21 protein-coding genes are annotated in these 20818 nt (G+C 59.9%); 10 read left to right on the plus strand and 11 right to left on the minus strand.

All coding sequences use genetic code 11. The annotated features are described in order from the left end of the window. Nucleotides 1-6: 6 nt before the first annotated feature. Entirely contained in the window at nucleotides 7-1629 is a 1623-nt protein-coding gene (locus BMS17_RS02005; protein WP_077430299.1) for an MFS transporter, read from the plus strand. Nucleotides 1630-1684: 55 nt separating this feature from the next. Here the strand turns inward: BMS17_RS02005 and BMS17_RS02010 are convergent, their stop codons facing one another. Then, the gene (locus BMS17_RS02010; RefSeq protein WP_077430300.1) at nucleotides 1685-2053 is read right to left on the minus strand and encodes a DUF427 domain-containing protein; all 369 of its coding nucleotides are present in this window, start codon (nucleotides 2051-2053) and stop codon (nucleotides 1685-1687) included. 281 nt (nucleotides 2054-2334) lie between these two features. Between BMS17_RS02010 and BMS17_RS02015 the strand changes: the two genes are divergently transcribed. From BMS17_RS02015 to BMS17_RS02030, 4 genes are all read left to right on the plus strand, one after another. Further along, nucleotides 2335-4278, plus strand: coding sequence for a DNA topoisomerase III (locus tag BMS17_RS02015; protein WP_077430301.1), 1944 nt, complete (start codon nucleotides 2335-2337; stop codon nucleotides 4276-4278). Between the two features lie 153 nt (nucleotides 4279-4431). Continuing rightward, nucleotides 4432-4935 carry a GNAT family N-acetyltransferase gene (locus tag BMS17_RS02020; RefSeq protein WP_077430302.1) on the plus strand — a complete coding sequence of 168 codons (504 nt, stop codon included), beginning with the start codon at nucleotides 4432-4434 and terminating at the stop codon, nucleotides 4933-4935. Between the two features lie 518 nt (nucleotides 4936-5453). Then, nucleotides 5454-5783 (plus strand): hypothetical protein, encoded by a 330-nt coding sequence (locus BMS17_RS02025; RefSeq protein WP_077432160.1) that lies wholly within the window; start codon nucleotides 5454-5456, stop codon nucleotides 5781-5783. Nucleotides 5784-5876: 93 nt separating this feature from the next. Beyond that, nucleotides 5877-6173 (plus strand): hypothetical protein, encoded by a 297-nt coding sequence (locus BMS17_RS02030; protein WP_077430303.1) that lies wholly within the window; start codon nucleotides 5877-5879, stop codon nucleotides 6171-6173. On the opposite strand, the gene cynR is transcribed toward BMS17_RS02030, so the two are convergent. Then, nucleotides 6159-7064 (minus strand): transcriptional regulator CynR, encoded by a 906-nt coding sequence (gene cynR / locus BMS17_RS02035; RefSeq protein WP_077430304.1) that lies wholly within the window; start codon nucleotides 7062-7064, stop codon nucleotides 6159-6161. The genes BMS17_RS02030 and cynR overlap by 15 nt on opposite strands. 120 nt (nucleotides 7065-7184) lie before the next feature. Between cynR and cynS the strand changes: the two genes are divergently transcribed. Together cynS and BMS17_RS02045 are read left to right on the plus strand one after the other, a co-directional pair. After that, entirely contained in the window at nucleotides 7185-7652 is a 468-nt protein-coding gene (gene cynS / locus BMS17_RS02040) for a cyanase (protein ID WP_077430305.1), read from the plus strand. Between the two features lie 136 nt (nucleotides 7653-7788). Further along, complete coding sequence (locus BMS17_RS02045) at nucleotides 7789-8448, plus strand: carbonic anhydrase (protein WP_046027646.1); 660 nt, start codon at nucleotides 7789-7791, stop codon at nucleotides 8446-8448. Between the two features lie 60 nt (nucleotides 8449-8508). Here BMS17_RS02045 and BMS17_RS02050 read toward each other — a convergent pair whose 3' ends face one another. Further along, complete coding sequence (locus BMS17_RS02050; RefSeq protein ID WP_046027647.1) at nucleotides 8509-8844, minus strand: BON domain-containing protein; 336 nt, start codon at nucleotides 8842-8844, stop codon at nucleotides 8509-8511. A 58-nt stretch (nucleotides 8845-8902) separates the two neighbouring features. Continuing rightward, complete coding sequence (locus tag BMS17_RS02055) at nucleotides 8903-10405, minus strand: aldehyde dehydrogenase family protein (RefSeq protein WP_077430306.1); 1503 nt, start codon at nucleotides 10403-10405, stop codon at nucleotides 8903-8905. Nucleotides 10406-10687: 282 nt separating this feature from the next. Between BMS17_RS02055 and BMS17_RS02060 the strand changes: the two genes are divergently transcribed. Genes BMS17_RS02060 through BMS17_RS02070 form a run of 3 tightly spaced genes read left to right on the plus strand, consistent with a single transcriptional unit; the run spans nucleotide 10688 to nucleotide 12218 of the window. Continuing rightward, the gene (locus BMS17_RS02060; protein WP_077430307.1) at nucleotides 10688-10891 is read left to right on the plus strand and encodes a hypothetical protein; all 204 of its coding nucleotides are present in this window, start codon (nucleotides 10688-10690) and stop codon (nucleotides 10889-10891) included. Nucleotides 10892-10948: 57 nt separating this feature from the next. Further along, a complete protein-coding gene (locus tag BMS17_RS02065; RefSeq protein WP_046027652.1) occupies nucleotides 10949-11464 on the plus strand; it encodes a DoxX family protein in 516 nt (171 codons plus the stop codon). Between the two features lie 55 nt (nucleotides 11465-11519). Continuing rightward, complete coding sequence (locus tag BMS17_RS02070; protein ID WP_077430308.1) at nucleotides 11520-12218, plus strand: dienelactone hydrolase family protein; 699 nt, start codon at nucleotides 11520-11522, stop codon at nucleotides 12216-12218. A gap of 53 nt (nucleotides 12219-12271) precedes the next feature. Here the strand turns inward: BMS17_RS02070 and BMS17_RS02075 are convergent, their stop codons facing one another. The 7 genes from BMS17_RS02075 to BMS17_RS02105 form a co-directional block, all read right to left on the minus strand. Continuing rightward, on the minus strand, nucleotides 12272-12634 hold the full coding sequence (locus BMS17_RS02075) for a copper-binding protein (protein ID WP_046027655.1): 363 nt from the start codon (nucleotides 12632-12634) through the stop codon (nucleotides 12272-12274). After that, nucleotides 12631-15789 (minus strand): efflux RND transporter permease subunit, encoded by a 3159-nt coding sequence (locus BMS17_RS02080; RefSeq protein WP_077430309.1) that lies wholly within the window; start codon nucleotides 15787-15789, stop codon nucleotides 12631-12633. Before BMS17_RS02080 ends, BMS17_RS02075 begins: the two co-directional genes overlap by 4 nt. Beyond that, nucleotides 15786-17006 carry an efflux RND transporter periplasmic adaptor subunit gene (locus BMS17_RS02085; RefSeq protein WP_077430310.1) on the minus strand — a complete coding sequence of 407 codons (1221 nt, stop codon included), beginning with the start codon at nucleotides 17004-17006 and terminating at the stop codon, nucleotides 15786-15788. Before BMS17_RS02085 ends, BMS17_RS02080 begins: the two co-directional genes overlap by 4 nt. Continuing rightward, nucleotides 17003-18259: a TolC family protein gene (locus BMS17_RS02090; RefSeq protein WP_077430311.1), complete on the minus strand. Its 1257-nt coding sequence runs from the start codon at nucleotides 18257-18259 to the stop codon at nucleotides 17003-17005. The genes BMS17_RS02085 and BMS17_RS02090 overlap by 4 nt, the downstream gene beginning before the upstream one ends. Nucleotides 18260-18354: 95 nt before the next feature. Continuing rightward, entirely contained in the window at nucleotides 18355-18696 is a 342-nt protein-coding gene (locus BMS17_RS02095; RefSeq protein ID WP_077430312.1) for a hypothetical protein, read from the minus strand. A 111-nt stretch (nucleotides 18697-18807) separates the two neighbouring features. Then, nucleotides 18808-19776 carry a nitrilase-related carbon-nitrogen hydrolase gene (locus BMS17_RS02100; protein WP_046027663.1) on the minus strand — a complete coding sequence of 323 codons (969 nt, stop codon included), beginning with the start codon at nucleotides 19774-19776 and terminating at the stop codon, nucleotides 18808-18810. Between the two features lie 104 nt (nucleotides 19777-19880). Next, nucleotides 19881-20813, minus strand: coding sequence for a GlxA family transcriptional regulator (locus BMS17_RS02105; RefSeq protein WP_046027665.1), 933 nt, complete (start codon nucleotides 20811-20813; stop codon nucleotides 19881-19883). Between the last annotated feature and the right edge of the window lie 5 nt (nucleotides 20814-20818).

Consider the following 20818-nt stretch of genomic DNA (forward strand, 5'->3'; position numbering starts at 1 on the left):
ACCGATATGTCAGAACATGTTCAGCCAATGGAAGCCATACCCGTCGCGGCCATAAGCCATGACACCCGCAAAGTCATCTTCGCGTCGTCGCTCGGGACGGTCTTCGAGTGGTACGACTTTTTCCTCTATGGCGCCCTTGCGGCGGTGATCAGTAAACAGTTTTTCGCCGGGGTGAATGACACCACGGCGTTCATTTTTGCGCTGATGGCTTTTGCTGCAGGCTTCATCGTGCGGCCCTTCGGTGCGCTGGTATTTGGGCGACTGGGGGACATGATCGGGCGTAAATACACGTTCCTCGCGACCATTGTGCTCATGGGCCTGGCGACCTTCTGCGTCGGCTTGCTGCCGACCTACGCGAGCATCGGCATCGCCGCGCCGATCATCCTCGTGGTGCTGCGCATGCTTCAGGGCCTGGCCCTGGGCGGTGAATATGGCGGCGCTGCCACGTATGTCGCGGAGCACGCGCCGATGGGCAAACGCGGTTTCCACACCAGTTGGATTCAGTCCACGGCGACCCTCGGTTTGCTGCTGTCGCTGCTGGTAGTGCTCGGTTGCCGCTACTTCACGGGCGATCAGTTCGAAGTGTGGGGCTGGCGGATTCCGTTCCTGTTTTCGATTATTTTGCTGGGCATCTCGACCTGGATCCGCTTGAGCCTGCATGAGTCGCCTGCTTTCGTGAAAATGAAAGAAGAAGGCAAACTCTGCAAGTCGCCGCTGCGCGATTCCTTCGGCAAGTGGGAAAACCTCAAGGTCGTGTTGATCGCCCTGTTCAGCATCAATGCCGGGCAAGCGGTGACCTTCTATGCCGCGCAGTTTTACGTGCTGTTTTTCCTCACACAATTCCTGAAGATGGACCCGGCCGTGGCCAACGGCTTGCTGATCGTCAGCGTGATCATCGGCGCGCCGTTCTTCATCTTTTTTGGTTGGCTGTCGGACAAGGTCGGGCGCAAACCGGTATTGATGATCGGCCTGTTGTTGGCCACCGCGCTGTATTTCCCGATCTTCAAATCCCTGGCGCATTACGCCAACCCAGCCATTGACCAGGCCAGCCGCCAGGCGCCGATCACCGTCATGGCCGACCCGGCCACCTGCACCTTCCAGTTCGACCCCGTGGGCAAGGCGAAATTTGATAGCCCATGCGACAAGGTCAAAACCTTCCTGGTCAAACAAGGCCTGCCCTACGCCAGCGCAGCCGCACCCGCCGGCAGTGGCGTGCAGGTGAGCATCGGCGAGGTACAAATCGACGGTTACGACGAAGCCGCCCTGCGTGGCGCGGTGACACTGGCTGGCTATCCGTCCCAAGCCGATATGCAGCAAATCAACAAACCGATGATCGTCGCGTTGATCGTGGCGCTGATCATCATCTCTGCCATGTGCTACGGCCCGCTGGCGGCATTGATGGTCGAACTGTTCCCCACGCGCATCCGCTACACATCGATGTCACTGCCCTATCACATCGGTAACGGCTGGTTTGGCGGGTTCCTGCCGACGGTGTCGTTTGCGTTGGTGGTCTACACCGGCGACATCTTCTACGGGCTTTGGTACCCGGTGGTGATTACCGCGGTGAGCCTGGTGGTGGGGATGATTTGCTTGCGTGAAACCAAGAACGTGGACCTGGACAAAAACTGACAGGTCGTTGTGGCGAGGGTGCTGGTGCCCTCGCCACGCGTGGCTTTGTTACCCTTCAGACCTCGGAGTCGAGCAATTCAAACTTCACCTGATCCGGATAGAACGCCACGTACTCGCGAATCTGCTCCACCGAGATCTTGGGATTTTCGTAACTCCACACCGCGTTAGCGCCTTCATGCCCCGGCACCTGCAAACTGAAATAGCTGGCATCGCCCTTGTAGGGGCAATAGCTGGTGTGATCGGTGCGCGCGTAATACTTTTCGTCGATGTCCTCTCGCGGCACGTAGTACACCGGCGGGTAATTGGCTTCCAGCAGCACCAGTGCGCGTGCAGACGCGGCCACCTGGATGCCATGAAACTTCACCAACAGGCAGCCTGGCTGCTCTGCGATGGTGATGACAGGACTGGGACCGGAGCTTTTCATGGAATACGTTCCTCATGACGGTGATGAACCTGTGGGAGCGTGCGGTGCGGCGATCCGGTTTGCCCGATGGATCGCACAGCAGCCCCAAAACCTGAGACCACGACTTTCAGGTATAACCCAAAATTCATCATTGCTCCTGCCTCGCAGCCAAACGGGGCGTTTTGACTGCAGCAAACAAACGCAACAGCTTTAGCTGTACATCCATACAGATAATGATTGCTCCATCGCTCATCACCCGCCATTCTGTGCGCCTCTTGCACATTTGATGAACGATGGTGGTTATGCGGCTGTACCTCTGTGAAAAACCTTCCCAGGCCAAAGACATTGCAGCAGTGCTCGGCGCCAAGCGCCGGGGCGACGGCTGCTGGCTGGGAACAGACGTCACGGTGACCTGGTGCATCGGTCATCTGCTGGAAACCGCACCGCCGGACGCCTACGACGCGCGCTACAAACGCTGGGTATTGGCGGACCTGCCGATCATTCCCGATAAATGGAAGATGACCGTCAAGCCGCGCACCGCCAGCCAGTACAAAGCCGTGAAACGCTTGCTCGGCGAGGCCGATGAACTGGTGATCGCCACCGACGCCGACCGTGAAGGCGAAATGATCGCCCGCGAACTGGTCGAGCACTGCCGTTATCGCGGGCCGATCCGCCGGCTGTGGCTGTCGGCGCTGGACGATGCATCAATCCGCAAGGCACTGGCCGCCTTGAAGCCAGGGGCGGAGACCTTCAGCCTTTATCATTCGGCGTTGGGCCGCTCCCGGGCCGACTGGTTGATCGGGATGAACATGAGCCGGTTGTTTACGCTGCTGGGCCGCCAATCCGGTTATCAGGGCGTATTGCCGGTGGGTCGGGTACAAACACCGACCCTGAGGCTGGTCGTGGATCGTGATCGCAGCATTGCCGACTTCGTCCCCGTGGCCTATTGGGCCATCGACGTGCAATTGCTGCACGATGGCACGGCGTTCACTGCACAGTGGCGCGCGGCCTCCGACGCTTGCGACGATCAGGATCGCTGCCTGAATCAGTCTCTGGCACAGAGCGCAGCCCAGGCCATTGGCAACGCCGCTAGCGCACGGGTAATAAAGCTGCGCACCGAACGCATGCGTGAAGTCGCGCCTTTGCCCTTTGATCTGGGCACCTTGCAGGAAGTCTGTTCAAAGAAGCTCGGGCTCGGCGCCCAGGAAACCCTCGATATTGCCCAGGCGCTCTACGAAACCCACAAGGTCATCACCTACCCGCGCAGTGATTGCGGTTTCCTGCCGATGAGTCAGCACAGCGAGGCCCCGGGCATCCTCGCCGCCCTGCGACAAGCCGATCCAACCCTGAACGCGCTGAACGATTACCTTGAACCCCAGCGGCGCTCACGGGCCTGGAACGATGCCAAGGTCACGGCGCACCACGGCATCATTCCAACGGCCGCGGCGAAGAATCTTGATCGGTTGGTGGGCAAGCAACGGGCGGTCTACACGCTGATCCGTGCCCGCTATCTGGCGCAGTTCCTGCCCAATCATGAATACGATCGCACCCAGGCTGACTTCGACTGCGCCGGTGAAGCCTTGCGCGCCGTCGGCAAACAGATCGTCGAGCCCGGCTGGAAGCGTGCGCTGCCGGAGGCCCTCGCCCCCGCCAAGGGCCGAGAGGTGCCGGCGCCGCAAACCCTGCCGGCATTGGCCGAAGGGCTTGATTGCACCGTGGCCGACCTGAAGCTCAAGGACCTCTGGACGCAACCACCCAAACCGTTCACTGAAGGCGACCTGATCAAGGCCATGAAGAACGTCGCCAAACTGGTGGAGGATCCGCTGCTCAAGCAGAAACTCAAGGACACCACCGGTATCGGAACCGAGGCGACACGCGCGTCGATCATCCAGGGCTTGCTCGACCGGGGTTATCTGATCAAGAACGGCAAGGCCCTGTCCGCCACCCCGGCGGCCTTCAGCCTGATCGATGCCGTGCCGCGCGCCATTGCCGACCCCGGCACCACGGCGATCTGGGAGCAGGCGCTGGACATGGTGCAGAGCGGCGAAATGAGCCTGGAAGAATTCGTCACCAAACAGGCGGCATGGATGAGCAAGCAAGTCGCGCGTTGCGCCGGTCTGAGCCTGACCATCAGCGGGCCGGCAAGCCCGGCCGGGCGTGGTGCCGCACCGTGGAAGAACAAGCGCAAACCGGCGAAACGCAAACCGTCCACGGGCACCAAACGCACGGCGAAACCGGCAAGTTAAGGTTGATGGCACTTCAAATGGATCGTGATGGTCTAGTGTTCTTCAAACCCGTTGACAGCCCCACTTTCACGCGCTGAAGAAAGGCGCAAAGTACAACTTCTCACCACATTGCATGATTCACGGACAGCCCTGCTCAACCTGGAGCGCTCCGACATGTCTTCGATAGAACTGCACGCCGCACAGCGCGACGAACTGGAAACCATCGAAAATCTGATGCAGTTCTATGTGTACGACTTCAGCGAATGGCTGCCACTGAAACTGGGTGAACATGGTTTTTTCAACATCCAGCCCAAACCGGGTTATTGGCGCAACCCCGCGACTCGACCGTTTTTGATCAGAGTCGACGGTGAGCTTGCCGGTTTCGTGAGCGTGGACGACAACACCCACCTCGAGGGTGCCGAATACAACATCGGCTACTTCTTTGTCAGTCGGCGTTTCCGTGGCCAAGGTGTCGCGAAGTTTGTCGTTTCCACCCTCTTGAGCCAGTTCCCCGGTCAATGGCAGATTTTCCACCTGGATGCGAACCCGCCTGCACGGCGGTTCTGGGCCAAAGTGATCCCTGATCTTGCAGGGGGCCAATTCACCCTGCATCAGCGGTCTGTAGACGGTTATCCCTGCACCTTCTACCGCTTCCAATGCCCGACGCCGTCGCCCTGACAGGCTTCTCCTACAGACTTTTCTCATTCCAATCCGTTTTGTCAGACAATATGTAGTGACTGAAAATAATCACTACATAACTGTTGACGCCTCCGATTTGCCCTTGCATGATGCAGACATCTCCCCGATCGGGAGTACCGCAACATGTTTGAGCAAGCTCGTCTGACCGCCGAGCTGTTTTTCCCGGATACACGCTGCCCACAAGGCAGATTGAAGAAGCTGACCTGGCCCGAACGTCCAGTACAAGGACGAGAAGCGCTAGCGATCAATCCTCATGAAGCTTGTGGTCGACCCTGAAAAGTCGGCAATGGCCAGAAGGTATTCGCTGCTTCTCTTCGTTGTGACGCTTTTGCGTAGCAGTTATTCAACACGACTACATGCAACAGATGCGCGACCTCGTTGAATTCAACGGCCGACCGCTGACGTCCTGGTTTCGGTGCCAGGGATCAACTAACCGATGGGCTACTTGTATTAGCGAATCAACTTTGAAAGATCACCAAATGGTCAAGGGGCATATTATGAATCTGAACAATCAACCCACTATCGATGAACTGGCTCGTATGTTCGCTGCGCAAAAAGACAGCCACGACAGCCACATCCTGTGGATCAGCAAATCGGGCCAGGTTCATATCGACTGCCTGTCGCCTCACGCTCACGAAGCGGAGTTCGATCAGAACAACCAGAACCTGCTGGCCCGACTGAAGATGTACCGTCGCGGCCATGGCTATGTCGGCAAGAAAGCCGCAGCCGACAAGGACTTCATCGGTAATGTTCTGCAAACGCTGAAACAGGCCTGGGCATCGCTGCAAAACCAGAACGAAGTTCGGGTGATTGATCGGTTCTACTGATACTCCCCACGGTTCTATCCAGCGTCTCTAAATTAAAAGGCCCCGCTCGTCATATCGAGCGGGGCCTTTTTTTGTTTGTCGTGTGCGCCGTAAATGAAGCTATGGTTATCGGTATGCGCTGCTGGATTTATGGAGGCTTGCAATGAAAAACCCCCCGGCATCCCGCCATTCGATGCGGACTGCCCCGCAAACGTTACGGTTCATGCGGATCAGGATGGTCCGGTACTGATCAACAACAAAGAAGCCGAAACCAAAGCCGTCGATGATCGCCACTTCGAAGCCACGGGTTCGGGTGTCACGATTTCAATCAGCCTTGCCAAAGACGATTCCGTCCTCGTGTCTGCCACCAGCAAAAGCGGCAAAGTCGATTGCCCGTCAGTGGAAGATTGAGGTCGTTGACGCCAGCACAGGCGTCCCCAACACCAGGTTCATGAACGCCACGGACGCCGCACTGTGGTAGTTGTTTTTACGACGAAGCAACGCCGCCCCACGGGTAGGCGCCGCCCCCAGCAATGGAATCTTGCGCAGTGCGCGCTCCTGGCTGGCGATGGCCTCAGGGAGGATGGTGGCAATGGCCGTGTGCCGAATGACCTCCAGCAACGTGCTGACAGAATTGACCTCAATCACCACCTTGGGGGTGATCTGTTCCTGAGCAAAATACTCATTGATGCGGGTGCGGGTGACGAAGTCCGGGGTCAACAGCGCAAACGCCAGTTGAGCGAGCTCTTCAGCAGGCAATGCGACCTGGCTGTCATACAACGGATGCCCCTGCCCCACCATCACGCCCAGCGTCTCGGCAAAGGCCGGAATCGACTCGATGTCGGCATTTCTGACGTCATTGAACGCGATGGCGATATCCAGCGAGTCATCCGCCAACCCCGCCTCGATGTCGTCCATCGACAACTCGAAGATCTCCAGATGGATATTCGGATACCGCGCCACGTAATCGCGCACCAACGGCCCCACCAGATACGCCATAAATGTGGGCGTCATGGCCAGGCGCAAGGTGCCGCGAGACAAGTCCTTCACGTCATGCAGCGCACGTTTTCCGGCGTCCAGCTCAACCAATACGCGGCGGGCGCACTCGATATAGGCCTCTCCTGCATCGGTCGGCTTGACGGTGCGCGAGGTGCGGTCGAACAGGCTGACCCCCAGGGTTTCTTCAAGCTGGCGGATTTGCTGTGACAAGGTCGGCTGGGAAACATGCAGCGCCTCGGCGGCACGGGTGAAACCGCCGTGGTCGGCGACGGCCAGCAAGTAACGCAAATGTCGTAGCAGCATGGCTCTTCATCTATAGGCAGGACTTATGCAAAGCATTGTATATCGATCTTGGACGCTATGAGTCAATCGGCAGAAGATGGCTACACACCCAAGCGACACCACGCCGACAGGAGAATCACCATGCAACAGTCCCACGCTTACAACGACCCGAGTCTGGCCCTGACCACCTCGATTCTCGATGCCAAGGCCCGCAAAAATCTGTCCTGGCAGGACCTGACCGACGGCACCGGCCTGGGTCTGGCCTATGTTACCGCCGCCCTTCTCGGCCAGCATCCATTGCCGGAAACCGCCGCCAAAGTGATTGGCGAAAAACTCGACCTGGACGCCGACACCGTGGCCCGCCTGCAGATCATTCCGCTGCGTGGCAGCCTCTCGGGTGTCCCGACCGACCCGACCATCTACCGCTTTTACGAAATGATCCAGATCTACGGCACCACCCTCAAAGCCCTGGTTCATGAGCAATTTGGCGACGGCATCATCAGCGCGATCAACTTCAAGCTCGACATGAAGAAAGTCGAAGACCCGGAAGGTGGCTCCCGAGCGGTGATCACCCTCGACGGCAAGTTCCTGCCCCTGCGCCCGTTCTAACCAACACCCTAACCCCGTAGCAGCTGCCGAGCCCGCGAGGCTGCGTCCGAAGACGCAGTCTTCGCCAATCCAGGCGACTGCTTCGCAGCCGAACGCAGGCTCGACAGCTGCTACACACAATAGTGAGGACATCACCATGAAAGCGCTCATCGACGGCTTTTTGAAGTTTCAGAACGAAGCCTTTCCACAACGCACCGATTTGTTCAAACACCTGGCCACCACCCAGCATCCCGGCACGTTGTTCATCACCTGTTCCGACAGCCGTGTCGTCCCCGAACTGCTGACCCAGCAGGAACCCGGTGAATTGTTCGTCATCCGCAACGCCGGCAACATCGTGCCGTCATACAGCCCGCACCCCGGCGGTGTGTCGGCCACGGTTGAATATGCGGTTGCGGTGCTCGGTGTCAGCGACATTGTGATCTGTGGGCATTCGGATTGCGGCGCCATGACCGCCATCGCCTCGTGTAAATGCATGGATCACCTGCCGGCGGTCAGCGGCTGGTTGCAGCACGCCGAGTCGGCAAAAGTCATCAACCAATCCCGCCCTCACGCCACTGACGCGGCGAAGGTGAGTTCAATGGTCCGGGAAAACGTCATCGCGCAACTGGCCAATATCCAGACGCACCCGAGCGTGCGCCTGGCGCAAGAAAAAGGCCTGTTGAATTTGCATGGCTGGGTCTACGACATCGAGACCGGTTCGATTGACGCCCTGGAAGCCAGCAGCCGCACTTTCGTGTCGCTGGCAGAACATCCCGCTACCTGCGCTGTTTACGACAAAACTGTCCAAGCCGCCTGATGCGCCTCCCCTGCGCAGCGCTCCTGGCTTACAGGAGCGCCGCTGATGGGATCGTCAGGCTCATTTGTCATCCGGTGGCCGACGCTCACTGCGTTCTTCGGCGTCAGGTGGTTCGGGAAAACTGCCGGGTGTGAATACGTGAGTCAGCAACTCCCTGGCATCGACATCGACAACCCCCTGAACCGAACGAGTCAGTGCAACGACCTTTTCACATTGCCGATGGGTAGTGACCCGGCCACTCAACGCCACCGTGCCCGCATGGGTTTTGACGTGAATTTGCAGTCCCAGGGTTGGATCGTCCATGGCCAGGACCGATTTCACCCGGGTCGTCAGCCATGCATCGTGGGCGACCGACTCCAGGTGATGAGAATATTGCTCGAAGGAACGAAGTTTCATGGTGTATCCCTCTTTCAGAACGAAGGAGCAAACACCTTAATTATAGTGTGCCCCTCGCCTAGCGTTTGACCGACAAAGAGGTCTGCGTCATGCGACTACGAACCGTGAACACCCCGTCTCCCGAGAGAATCGCGCTGCGCGCAAACAGCCGGCCGCTTTCCCAGTTCGAAAGCCCCAACTCCGGCTTGTTCAAGGCGTACTGCCCGTCGACCCAACGCGTGATGCCGTTACCGACAAACGGAGCATTGACCGCGTTGTAGAAACGCTCATGCGCCGCGTCATTCTCACTGATCAACGACACCGTGAATTGCGGGCTGTAACGATTGAACAAGGCAATGGCACGGTCCAGGTCATCGACGATCATCAAGCTGGCTTCCGGGGTTTCTTCCCATTCCCACTCGCGACCCAATTGATCCTCCGGCAGTGGCTCGGCCATCGCCTCGGTCCGGTAACCTTCGGCGCGCAATACTTCGACGCTCGCACTCAACCAGTGCGTCGGCAAGTACGACTCGCTGCCTTCGACGATGTGCAATTTGCAGCCCTGGGCCCGCGCGCTGCCGGCTTGTTGCAATGCATCGAGAAACAACGGCACCAGATCGGCGGCGCGGTCGCGCTGGATCAGGCAGACGTTCATCGTGTTGCAGACCTTGCGGTCCAGAGAATTTCGCACGACGGCGGCGAAACGCGTCGCGTCGGCGTCCTTGTCAGCGATCAGCCAGGCGCCACCAGTGCCATGCAGGCTGACGGCGGTACCCGCCTGTTGAGCGATGCTGCCCAATTGACTGACCGCACGCCCTGAACCTCGGGCCACGGCCAGGGACAGACGCCGGTCAGCGAACATCGCCCAACCGGCCGCATGATTGACGCTTTCGACCAGCGATACCGCGCCGACCGGCAACCCGGCGTCGCTCAATGCCGGATTCAATGCATGGGTGACGATCGCCTGGGCGGTGCCCAACGCATCGCTGCCAATGCGCAGCACGGCGGTGTTACCGGTGCGCAAGACACCGGCGGCGTCGGCAAACACATTCGGTCGGCCTTCAAAGACAAACGCGACGATGCCCAGCGGCGACACCACTTGTTCGACTTTCCAGCCGTCATGCTCAACGCAACTGATCACTTTGCCGCGTGAGGCTGGCGCATCGCGCCAGGCCCGCAGGCCGGCGATCATGTCGCGGCGCATGCGCTCATCGGCCAGCAAACGCGTGGTGGAGCGCCCACGAGCCTTGGCCCGTTCGATGTCGGCGAGGTTGGCGGCCGCGATCAAGTCCCAGCATTGCGGGGTTTCCAGACGCTGGGCAAAGAGGTCGAAGAAGGTGCTGATCGCTTGATCCGACACCGTCGACATCGCGGTGAATGCGGCTTCTGCTCGCTCGATCGCCACGCTGGCCGCTTGCTGGTCGGCCACCGGAATCAGCAACAATTCGCCGCTGACCTGCTCCACCAGCAGGTGGTCCCCGGGCTGAAACCGCGCGGCCAGTTCGGGGCTGACGACCGTGACACGATTACCGGCAAAAGGAATCGGCGTGCCAGCGACTAGACGTTCGAGCGCAAGAGACATGAAGCGGTTTCACCATGCAGGGGGGCGGCCGGAAAATGTATAGGAAATTGCCCGGAGCGTCACGCGCCGGACCGGCCGGCGCCACACAACCTCAAATCCACCACAAATCCCCTGTGTGTTGTGGCTATGTATCAGTGTGTGTACAGCCAGCCTCCTGACACACCTCGCCCATAAAACCCCGCTGCAACGACACATCGCAGATACACCCGCTTGATGAAATACGCCAGTCGATTGGCCACGCCGATCAAAGCGCTCAACTCACTCAAGCTACGGAGTATCACCATGTTCAAACTCTCGACTTCTTCCCTGACCCTCGGCCTGCTCATCGCGGGTGGCCTGGCCCTGTCGAACGTCGCTTCGGCGTCCGAATCCGAAGCGTTCAGCATGAAACAACTGACGCACGGCTACAGCCAGGCTCATGCCGACACGTCGGAAAAACCCGCCGAAGGCAAATGTGGCGAAGGCAAGTGCGGCGCCAGCGAGTAACCCATCGCGCGGGGCACGCCGTTGCCCCGCATTCCTGACCTGACGGAAATCATGCCAATGAACACTTCAATTTCTTCGGCCGTGAAAGGCCTGCACCTGAACCTCGACCGTGCCGGCAGCTGGCTCGCGCCCCTGACCTTGCGGTTGTTCATCGCCTGGGAATTTTTTGAGTCCGGCCTTGAAAAATGGAACGGCGAAAACTGGTTTGCCGATATCCAGGACCGTTTTCCGTTTCCATTCGACCAGTTGCCGGCCACGCTGAATTGGGAACTGTCGATGTGGGTCGAGCTGATTGGCGCACTCGCCATTCTGGCGGGCCTTGGCACGCGGATATCGGCGATCAGTCTGATGGTGGTCACGGTTGTCGCCACCGCTGCCGTTCACTGGCCGGCCGATTGGTCTACATTGAGTGAGCTTGCCCAGGGTTACGCCATCAGCAACAAAGGTCACGGCAACTTCAAACTGCCGCTGATCTACCTCGCCGCCCTGATGCCATTGTTGCTCTCGGGTGCCGGCAAGCTGAGCCTCGATACGCTGCTGGCGCGATTTTTCTGGCGCCGTCACAATCGTTGAGATGCTACCGTGGCAAGCTTCACCCTACACCTCACTTGCGTAGACAGGAGCCACCATGAGCGTAACCACCCAATGGATCGAGATCGACAGCGACGACGGTAAATTCGGCGCTTACCTGGCCATTCCGCATACTCAAAATGGCCCTGGAATCGTATTGATCCAGGAGATCTTCGGTGTCAACGAGCACATCCGCTCGGTCGCCGAACAATACGCCGCTGATGGTTATCTGGTGATCGTGCCGGACCTGTTCTGGCGCAGCGGCCACCGCATCGAACTGACCTACGACGAAGCCGGCTGGAAGCGCGCCGTCGAGTTGATGAACGCCACCGACATCACCCAGGCGCAGGCCGACATCAAACTGGCCATCGACGCCCTCGATGCGCAACCAGGTCTGGACGGCGGCATCGCCTCCATCGGTTATTGCTTCGGTGGTTTATTGTCCTACCTCACCGCCACCAATGGCTATGTGGATGTGGCGGTTGCCTATTACGGCGGCGGTATCCAGAATCACCTGGACCGCGCCGATGACATCGAAGTGCCGCTGTTGATGCACTTCGGTGAAGCAGACAGCCATATTTCGCTGGAAGCCGTGGAGACAATCGCCGAGCGTTTCGACACCAACGATAACGTGGAAATTGTCGTGTACCCGGAAGCTGAACACGGCTTCAACTGCTCGCACCGCGACAGCTATAACCAGCGCGCAGCGGCTGAGGCGCATGGCAATACGTTGATTTTCCTGGGTCAGGAGCTCTGACGCAAACGAACCGGTGGTGCGGATGACCTTCGCACCATCGGGCTCGCCACGTGCTACTTCGCTACATCGATCGATACGATCGTCGCCGTCGCCCCTTCAAGCTGAAACTCGAAGTTCACCTGGTCCCCCACCTTCACCGCAGCCAATTGCGCCTCTGTAGCCTTGAACCCCATGGTCATCGGCGGCCACTTCACCGCGGGTACGGCACCGTGGGCGATGGTTACCGTGTGCTTGGCACTGTCGATTGACTTCACGGTACCCGCCGCCTTCGCAACCGGTGCTTGCGCTGTTTGCGCCTTCATCGGCTGACCGTCCATGGCCATGTCATCCATCTTCATGCCGGGCATATCCGCTGCGTGGGCAGAAAGAGAAAGAGCAATCACCGTGCTTGTTACTGCGATCAGAGTCAGTTTCATTGGATGTTTCCTTGAGCTTTAGGGGTTTTTGACAGGAGCGGACGACGGCGCATCAAGCGATACGCCGCCGGAATCACAAACAGTGACAGCAAGGGCGCGGTGATCATGCCGCCGACCATGGGCGCGGCGATGCGGCTCATGACCTCGCTGCCGGTGCCACTGCCCAGCAGAATCGGCAACAGGCCGGCAATGATCACGGCCACGGTCATGGCCTTGGGTCGAACCCGCTGCACTGCACCTTCACGAATCGCTGCCACCAACCCGTGTTCTGTCCGGTCGCCAGCGTCTTCGCGCTCAGCCCAGGCATTTTTCAGGTACAGCAGCATGATCACGCCAAACTCGGCAGACACCCCGGCCAGCGCAATGAAGCCAACGCCGGTGGCCACCGACAGATTGAACCCCAGCCCATAGAGGAACCACGCTCCGCCCACGAGTGCAAAAGGCAGCGTGGCCATAATCAGCAAGGCCTCGTCGAAACGGGCAAAGGTCAGATAAAGCAGGACAAAAATGATCAGCAGCGTGGCCGGCACCACCAGTTTTAGCCGCGCATTGGCCCGCTCCAGAAACTCGAACTGCCCGGAGTAGCTCAGGCTCATGCCGGGCTGCAACGTCACCTGTTCAGCAACGGCCCGGCGCAAATCGGCGACCACTGACGCAATGTCCCGCCCACGCACATCGATGTACACCCAACCGGAGGGCCGGGCGTTTTCGCTCTTGAGCATCGGAGGCCCATCCGTGACCTTGATTTTCGCCACCGTGCCGAGGGTGATCTGACTGCCCAGAGGCGTGTAGATCGGCAATTGCTCCAGTGCGCCAAGGGAATCACGCCACTCTCGCGGATAACGCACATTGATCGGGAACCGCGCGCGCCCCTCGATGGTTTCTCCTACGTTTTCACCCCCGATGGCACCCGCCACGATCGATTGCACGTCGGCGATGTTCAGCCCATAACGAGCGGCCGCCTTACGGTCGATGTCCACATCGATGTAACGCCCGCCGGTCAATCGTTCGGCCAGCGCAGAGCTGACACCCGACACCCCTTTGGCGACCCGCTCCACGCCTTGCGTGACAGCATCGATTTGCGCCAGGTCATTGCCCGCAACTTTGACCCCGATGGGGCTTTTGATGCCGGTGGCGAGCATGTCGATGCGGTTGCGAATCGGCGGAATCCAGATATTGGTCAGCCCCGGCACACGGACCACGCGATCCAATTCTTCCACGAGTTTTTCCGGGGTCATACCGGGGCGCCACTGATCCTGGGGCTTGAACTGAATGGTGGTTTCGAACATCTCCAGCGGGGCCGGATCGGTGGCGGTTTCGGCGCGCCCGGCCTTGCCGAACACGTGCTCGACTTCCGGGACGGTTTTGATCAGGCGATCGGTTTGTTGCAGCAGTTGCGCAGCTTTCTGTACTGACAGCCCCGGCAATGCGGAGGGCATGTACAGCAAGTCGCCTTCGTCCAGCGGCGGCAGGAACTCGCCTCCCAGGCGCGACATCGGCCACACCGCGCTGACCAACACCAGCAACGCCGCCAGCAGTGTGATCTTTGGCCGGCGCAACACCGCGTCCAGCGCCGGTTGGTAGAGCCTGATCAACCAACGGTTGAGCGGGTTTTGTTGTTCATTGGGGATCCGTCCCCGTATCCAGTAACCCATCAACACCGGCACCAATGTTACCGACAGCCCTGCCGCAGCCGCCATGGCATAGGTTTTGGTGAACGCCAACGGACCGAACAGACGCCCCTCCTGCGCCTCCAGTGTGAACACCGGAATGAACGACAGCGTGATGATCAGCAGGCAAAAGAACAGCGCCGGCCCCACTTCCACCGCCGCATCGATCATCACCTGCCAGTGCCGCTCACCCGTCAGGGTTTCGCCCGGATGAGCCGTGTGCCAGGCTTCGATTTTCTTGTGGGCGTTTTCGATCATCACCACGGCAGCATCGACCATGGCGCCAATGGCGATGGCGATCCCGCCCAGGGACATGATGTTGGCGTTGATCCCTTGATGGCGCATCACGATGAAGGCGATCAACACCCCCACCGGCAACGAGATGATCGCCACCAGCGCCGAGCGCAAGTGCCAGAGGAAAATCCCGCACACCAGGGCCACGACGATGAATTCTTCGATCAACTTGTGGCTGAGGTTTTCCACGGCGCGATCGATCAATTTACTGCGGTCGTACGTGGTGACGATCTCCACACCCGCGGGCAAACTGCTTTTTAGCGCATCCAGCCTGGCCTTGACCGCAGCGATGGTTTCCCTGGCGTTCTTGCCGCTGCGCAAAATCACCACGCCGCCCACGGTCTCGCCTTCGCCGTCGAGTTCCGCCAGGCCACGGCGCATTTCCGGTCCCTGTTGAACGGTTGCCACATCGCCAAGGGTGACGGGCACGCTCCCCACACCGAGCTTGAGAGGAATGGCCCGAAAGTCATCGAGGGTTTTCAGATAGCCCGAAGCCCGCACGATAAATTCGGTCTCGGCCAACTCCAGCACGGCGCCACCGGTTTCCTGATTGGCCTTGCCAATGGCGTCGGTGATTTGCGCCTGAGTAATCCCCAGACTGGCCATTTTCAAAGGCTCGAGTTGCACCTGATACTGTTTGACCATGCCACCGACCGTGGCGACTTCGGCGACATTGGGCAAGGTCTTGAGTTCGAACTTGAGGAACCAGTCCTGCAACGCCCGCAGTTGCGCCAGATCGTGACCACCGCTGCGATCCACCAACGCGTATTGAAAGATCCAGCCAACCCCGGTGGCGTCCGGTCCCAGCGCGGGTTTGGCGCTGGCGGGCAGACGACTCTGCACCTGACTCAGGTATTCCAGCACCCGTGAACGTGCCCAGTACAGGTCGGTTCCATCCTCAAACAACACGTACACAAAGCTGTCACCGAAAAAGGAATAGCCGCGAACGGTCTTCGCCCCCGGCACCGACAACATGGTCGTTGCCAGTGGGTAGGTCACCTGGTTCTCGACAATTTGCGGCGCCTGGCCGGCATACGGTGTGCGAATGATCACTTGGACATCGGACAGGTCCGGCAACGCATCGATGGGTGTGCTCTGTACCGACCACACGCCCCACGCTGTGACGAACAGCGTCGCCAGCAGCACCAGGAAACGGTTGGCCACGGACCAGCGGATCAGTGCGGCAATCATGGCTGGCCTCCGCTTTTTTCCAGCGGCTGCACGACAATGCCTTTGAGGCTGGCTTCGGAGTCGAGCAGAAACTGCCCCGACGTGACCACCTGCTGGCCCTCCTCCAACCCCTTGAGCACGGCCGTTTGGCCGTCGCTTTCCGGCCCGGCTTGCACTTCCACCGGACGGTAGTGCCCGCCCTCTTCGGCCAGCATCACCAGCACCCGCCGGCCCGTACGAATCAAGGCTTCACTCGGCACCTGCAACGTGGTGTCGGTGGCGCCTTGCAAACGCACCTGCACCGTCAACCCGGGACGCAAGCGTCCCTCGCTGTTAGGCAGTTCAATGCGCACACTGACCGTGCGGCTGTCCGCAGTGACTTGCGGCAGGATCGCACTGACCGTCCCGTGCAGCACCGCCTGCGGGAACCCCGCCAGCCGGGCTTCCACGGTTTGACCGGTCTGGATTGACCCTGCGGCCGATTCCGGCACCGCCACCGTCAGCCAGACGCTGTTCAGGCCATTGACCCGGGCCAGTGTTTCTCCGGCGGCCAGGGTCATGCCGACGCGCACGTTCAGTTCCTGTAGCGCCCCGGCAATCGGCGTGGTGATCGTTTGGCTCGACTGTACCTTTGCATTGCGTTCAACCTGGTCAATCAACGCGGCCGGCATCCCCGTCAGGCGCAGACGTTGCCGGGCGGCAGCCAACAGACCGGGGTCACCCAGGCGTTTGAGCGCCAGAAACTCCTCTTGGGCGCCAGCCCATTCCGGCACCAGAATGTCCGCCAATGGCGCCCCCGCCTTGAGCACATCGCCCGGCGCACGGGCGTAAACCCGTTCGACGAAACCCGGCGTACGCGCTTGAATCACCGCCACATCCCGCTCGTTGTAAGCCAGCACACCCGCAGCCTCAAGGCTCGATGACTGAGTGTCGCGACTGACTGTCGCCAGCCGCAGACCGAGATTCTGCGTCACGCTCGGGTCGATCTGGAGGGAGGCCGTATTGGCCGTGTCGTCGGCGTAGCGCGGCACCAGCTCCATTTCCATGAAAGGCGACTTGCCGGGCTTGTCGAATTTCTGCTGCGGGTACATCGGGTCGTACCAGTACAAAGCCTTGCGCTCGTCCCCGGCCATGGAGCCTTGATTCGTCGTTGCAGATTGATGAGCGAACCAATAACCGCCAAGACCGCCCAGCGCGATAGCGCCTGCAAACCCTGCCACGCTTTTTATGCGGCTCATTGGCCAGTCTCCCCGTAGGCGAAATACAGCCGGGCGCTGGTCAGCGCTTTCTGTTCGTTGATGTCGATCTGCTTCAAGCGGGCCTCGATCAGTTCACGCCGGGAAGCGACAACCGCTGACACATCGCTTTTGCCCGCCCGGTAACTGGCGAGGGTCAACTCGGCTTTTTCCGTGGCCAGCGGCAACACACTTTCCTGTGTGCGACGCACCGCGCGGTCCAGGCGTTCGTACTCGGCCAATTGCGCCTCCAGTTGCTGGGTGTGTTCGCGAGTCAACGCCTCACGCTCGGCTTCAAGTTGATTGAGCTCGGCCCGTTTCGCAGCAATCTTCGGGTTCTGCCGCGTCTCGGGAAACAGCGGCAGGTCGAAGGTGAATTGCACACTGACCATGTCGCCGAACTCACGCCCGCGCTTCTGGTAATCGAGCTCCCAGCTCCAGTCGGATTGCTTCTCGGCTTCGGCTTCGCGGACTTTGGCTTGCGCTTGCCGGGTCATGGGCGCGAACGCTGCCAACTCCGGGTGATGCTCGAGTTTGTGCGCATAACCCGAGGTATCGATGGGCCATTGCGGCCAGTTGCCGGTGGGTTGCTCATTGGCCGCAGGACCGATCCAGCGCTTGAGCGCCGCACGCGCCTGGGCTCGCTGTAACGTCAATTGGTCCTGCTGCTCTTCCAGTTGCACCGCTTCCTGCCTGGGCGTCACGGCATCGGCCGGTTGCGCACGACCGCTGGCAATCTGCGCGCGAACGATGTCGGCCAGCAGACGGTTCTCGCGATAAAACTCCTGGAACAGCGCGTGTTTCAGCTCGACGGCATAACTGTCGATCCAGGCCAGCGCCGTGGCCTGACGCACAGTTTGGCGCTCGACCCGCCCTTGCGCAGCAGCCAGGTCTACAGCCGCTTCGGCGACTTCGGTGCGCGCCCGGCGCTTGTCGCCACTGGGCATTTCCTGCATCACGCCGACCATTTGCATGGTCATGAAGTCGTGGTCCAGCGTGCCCCGATCAGGGCCGCCGACCGGAAAGTTTTGCACCCCCAGCAACAGCTTCGGGTCGGGCAATTCACCGGCAGGAATCGCGGCGCTTCGGGCCGCCTGGAGTTTTTCTGCTTGAGCGGTGAGCGACGGCGCGTTGTTATCGGCCAGCCGCAAGGCTTCATCGAGGGTCAGTGGGGCAGCGACGCACGGCAACGCCAATACACTTGCCGCCAGGGCCGCCGCGAGCGGCCACCCCGTACGAAAGCACATGAGTTTCATGTCTTGAATTCCTGTCATGATCCGCGGCGCGCTTTAACAGGCGCGCAGCAACGCCATCCCGCACAGGCGGAATGGGGCTCAACGTGGAACAGGAATCAGGCGCGAGGGGGGCGCCATACCCCGGACGGGGTCTGGACAGGCAGCGCATCCGCGAAGAATGTGGCTATCACAGGGCTGAACAGATTAACGGGAGGTTTGATGATCGAGACTTGCAGAAGGGCACCGGTCTTGCACTCCTGACCCGGCTTGCAAGGTTTGCCATGGTCTGGCGCAGTGCTCATGTCCTGGCAGCAGTCCATGCCCATGTCACCCATCATCGACATGTCCATGGTTTTCATCGGACAAGGTTCTGCAGGTGCGGAAACGCCCGCCATTCCACTCAGGGGAAGCGCGAGGCTGATCAGGAAAATCAGGCAAAACCGCAGATAGCGTTTCATGGGGCTGGAGTCTAGCGCAGGCCACTGCGGGTTCAAATACCGGACAACAAAAAATGGCGTAACCGGAGCTGCACGCGATGAGAGCCCCGGCACGCCAGTACGTTTACCTGGTCACACCTCTTCCACTGGTGCAGCCACCGTCAACGTCGGCTGGGCATTGCGTTCATGAACATGGCGATGCGGTGTGCGGTCGATGTTCAGGCTGAGGATTTCCGGACGGCTGTAGTGACCGCGACCATCCATTTGACGTTTACGGATCTCGATCTCGAACAAATCGATGTCAGCGATGACTTCGCCCTCGCCTTCGGTCAGCGCGCCGATGACTTCGCCTTGCGGATCGATGATCGCGGTGTAGCAACCGCCGGAAATCGGACCGATCTCGCAGCCGGTGTCGGCCATGATCTGGGCTTGTTGTTCCGGGTACAACCAGGCCGTCGAGTTGACCACGAAGCAGGCCGATTCCAGGGCGTGCATGCGGATGCTGACTTCCATCTGGCGGGTAAACCGTTCACCGGCAAATGAACCGGGGTACATCGCGGCGTGAATCTGTTCGCCGTCTTCGATCAGGGCGTAACGCGCCAGCGGGTTGTAATGTTCCCAGCAGGCCAGTTGCCCGATGCGGCCAACGGCGCTGTCCACCGCTTTGAGGCCAGAGCCATCGCCCATGCCCCAGATCATGCGTTCGTGATAGGTCGGCGAAATCTTGCGCCGGGCCTGGATCAGGGTGCCGTCGGCATCAAACAGCAACTGCGTATTGTAAAGGGTGCTGCCATCGCGCTCGTTGACGCCGATGGACACCACCATGTTGGCTTCCTTGGCGGCCTTGCCGATTTCATCGGTGGTCGCAGAAGGCACCACCACCGCCTGATCGAGCAATTTGTAGTGCTCGGCACCCATTTTGAAAGGCGCCTGCACAAAAGAAAAATACGGGTAGTACGGGACGATGGTTTCCGGGAAAACGGCGAACTGCACGCCCTTCTCGCCGAGTTCGCGAATCTTGTTAACCACCTTTTCTACAGTGCCTTCACGGCTGTAGAGCACAGGTGCGATTTGGACGGCAGCAGCTTTGACAATGGTCATGGCGGTGATCTCACTGAGGGTTTGGGCTTCAACGAGATAAAGATTACGGCAATCATATTTTGTCTTAAATGCCGAATACACCACCTTTTAGGACATGCCGATTATCACGTCCGGTTCGCGCGCTGAATCACCTGCGGCGGCTGCCCGAACGCGCGAATAAACGCCCGACGCATGCGCTCGCGGTCGCCAAAACCGGTTTCGGTGGCGACCACATCAATGGCGTGCCGCCCGGTTTCCATCATCAGCCGCGCGGCTTCAACCCGCAGGTTTTCGACGGCTTTGGCCGGTGATTGCCCGGTTTCGGCCTGGAACACCCGACTGAATTGCCGAGGGCTCAGATTGGCCGCCTCGGCTAATTGCTCCACCGACAACGCCGACTTCAAGTGTTGCTTGGCGTAGGTCAATGCCGCCTGGATGCGGTCGGTCTTCGGTTCGAGTTCCAGCATCACCGAAAACTGCGACTGCCCCCCTGCGCGGCGGTGATACACCACCAATTGCCGGGCCACCGTGCGCGCCACGTCAGCACCGAGGTCTTTTTCCACCAACGCCAAAGCCAGGTCGACACACGCACTCATGCCCGCGGCGGTCCAGAGGTTGCCGTCGTTGATGAAAATACGGTCCTCCTCGACGATCACCTTCGGATACGCTCGTTGCAAGGCCGGCGCATGGCACCAATGCGTGGTCGCCCGCCGCCCGTCCAGCAAACCGGCCTCGGCGAGCGCGATGGCGCCGGTGCAGATCGAACCGATACGGCGAGTGGTCTGGCTGGCGCTGCGCAAAAACGCCACCACGCCGGGCGACGTCGGACGAATCACGTTGTCGCCCATCACCAGCAGCGTGTCGAAAGTGCGCTGATCAAAAGCGCTGGTTTCCACGCCGAAACCGGCGGAGGTCTGCACCGTGCCGCCGTGCTCTGACAGCAGTGAAAGGCTGTACACCGGCTCGGTGGTAGTGTTGTTGGCCAGCTCGAAAGTGGCGCACATGGCGAGGCCGAGTACCTGGAAGCCGGGGTAAACGATGAGTCCGATGTTGTGCACGGCTG

Source organism: Pseudomonas sp. C9, from assembly GCF_002000165.1.
Taxonomy (GTDB): domain Bacteria; phylum Pseudomonadota; class Gammaproteobacteria; order Pseudomonadales; family Pseudomonadaceae; genus Aquipseudomonas.

What these genes read in the sequence shown, in the direction of transcription:
- BMS17_RS02075 (WP_046027655.1), bottom strand. Translation starts at nt 12,634, where the DNA reads ATGAAACTGACTCTGATCGCAGTAACAAGCACGGTGATTGCTCTTTCT.
- BMS17_RS02025 (WP_077432160.1), top strand. Translation starts at nt 5,454, where the DNA reads ATGAATCTGAACAATCAACCCACTATCGATGAACTGGCTCGTATGTTC.
- BMS17_RS02030 (WP_077430303.1), top strand. Translation starts at nt 5,877, where the DNA reads ATGAAGCTATGGTTATCGGTATGCGCTGCTGGATTTATGGAGGCTTGC.
- BMS17_RS02065 (WP_046027652.1), top strand. Translation starts at nt 10,949, where the DNA reads ATGAACACTTCAATTTCTTCGGCCGTGAAAGGCCTGCACCTGAACCTC.
- BMS17_RS02055 (WP_077430306.1), bottom strand. Translation starts at nt 10,405, where the DNA reads ATGTCTCTTGCGCTCGAACGTCTAGTCGCTGGCACGCCGATTCCTTTT.
- cynR (WP_077430304.1), bottom strand. Translation starts at nt 7,064, where the DNA reads ATGCTGCTACGACATTTGCGTTACTTGCTGGCCGTCGCCGACCACGGC.
- BMS17_RS02095 (WP_077430312.1), bottom strand. Translation starts at nt 18,696, where the DNA reads ATGAAACGCTATCTGCGGTTTTGCCTGATTTTCCTGATCAGCCTCGCG.
- BMS17_RS02050 (WP_046027647.1), bottom strand. Translation starts at nt 8,844, where the DNA reads ATGAAACTTCGTTCCTTCGAGCAATATTCTCATCACCTGGAGTCGGTC.
- BMS17_RS02100 (WP_046027663.1), bottom strand. Translation starts at nt 19,776, where the DNA reads ATGACCATTGTCAAAGCTGCTGCCGTCCAAATCGCACCTGTGCTCTAC.
- BMS17_RS02045 (WP_046027646.1), top strand. Translation starts at nt 7,789, where the DNA reads ATGAAAGCGCTCATCGACGGCTTTTTGAAGTTTCAGAACGAAGCCTTT.
- BMS17_RS02090 (WP_077430311.1), bottom strand. Translation starts at nt 18,259, where the DNA reads ATGAAACTCATGTGCTTTCGTACGGGGTGGCCGCTCGCGGCGGCCCTG.
- BMS17_RS02080 (WP_077430309.1), bottom strand. Translation starts at nt 15,789, where the DNA reads ATGATTGCCGCACTGATCCGCTGGTCCGTGGCCAACCGTTTCCTGGTG.
- BMS17_RS02060 (WP_077430307.1), top strand. Translation starts at nt 10,688, where the DNA reads ATGTTCAAACTCTCGACTTCTTCCCTGACCCTCGGCCTGCTCATCGCG.
- BMS17_RS02005 (WP_077430299.1), top strand. Translation starts at nt 7, where the DNA reads ATGTCAGAACATGTTCAGCCAATGGAAGCCATACCCGTCGCGGCCATA.
- BMS17_RS02020 (WP_077430302.1), top strand. Translation starts at nt 4,432, where the DNA reads ATGTCTTCGATAGAACTGCACGCCGCACAGCGCGACGAACTGGAAACC.
- BMS17_RS02015 (WP_077430301.1), top strand. Translation starts at nt 2,335, where the DNA reads ATGCGGCTGTACCTCTGTGAAAAACCTTCCCAGGCCAAAGACATTGCA.
- BMS17_RS02085 (WP_077430310.1), bottom strand. Translation starts at nt 17,006, where the DNA reads ATGAGCCGCATAAAAAGCGTGGCAGGGTTTGCAGGCGCTATCGCGCTG.
- cynS (WP_077430305.1), top strand. Translation starts at nt 7,185, where the DNA reads ATGCAACAGTCCCACGCTTACAACGACCCGAGTCTGGCCCTGACCACC.
- BMS17_RS02010 (WP_077430300.1), bottom strand. Translation starts at nt 2,053, where the DNA reads ATGAAAAGCTCCGGTCCCAGTCCTGTCATCACCATCGCAGAGCAGCCA.
- BMS17_RS02070 (WP_077430308.1), top strand. Translation starts at nt 11,520, where the DNA reads ATGAGCGTAACCACCCAATGGATCGAGATCGACAGCGACGACGGTAAA.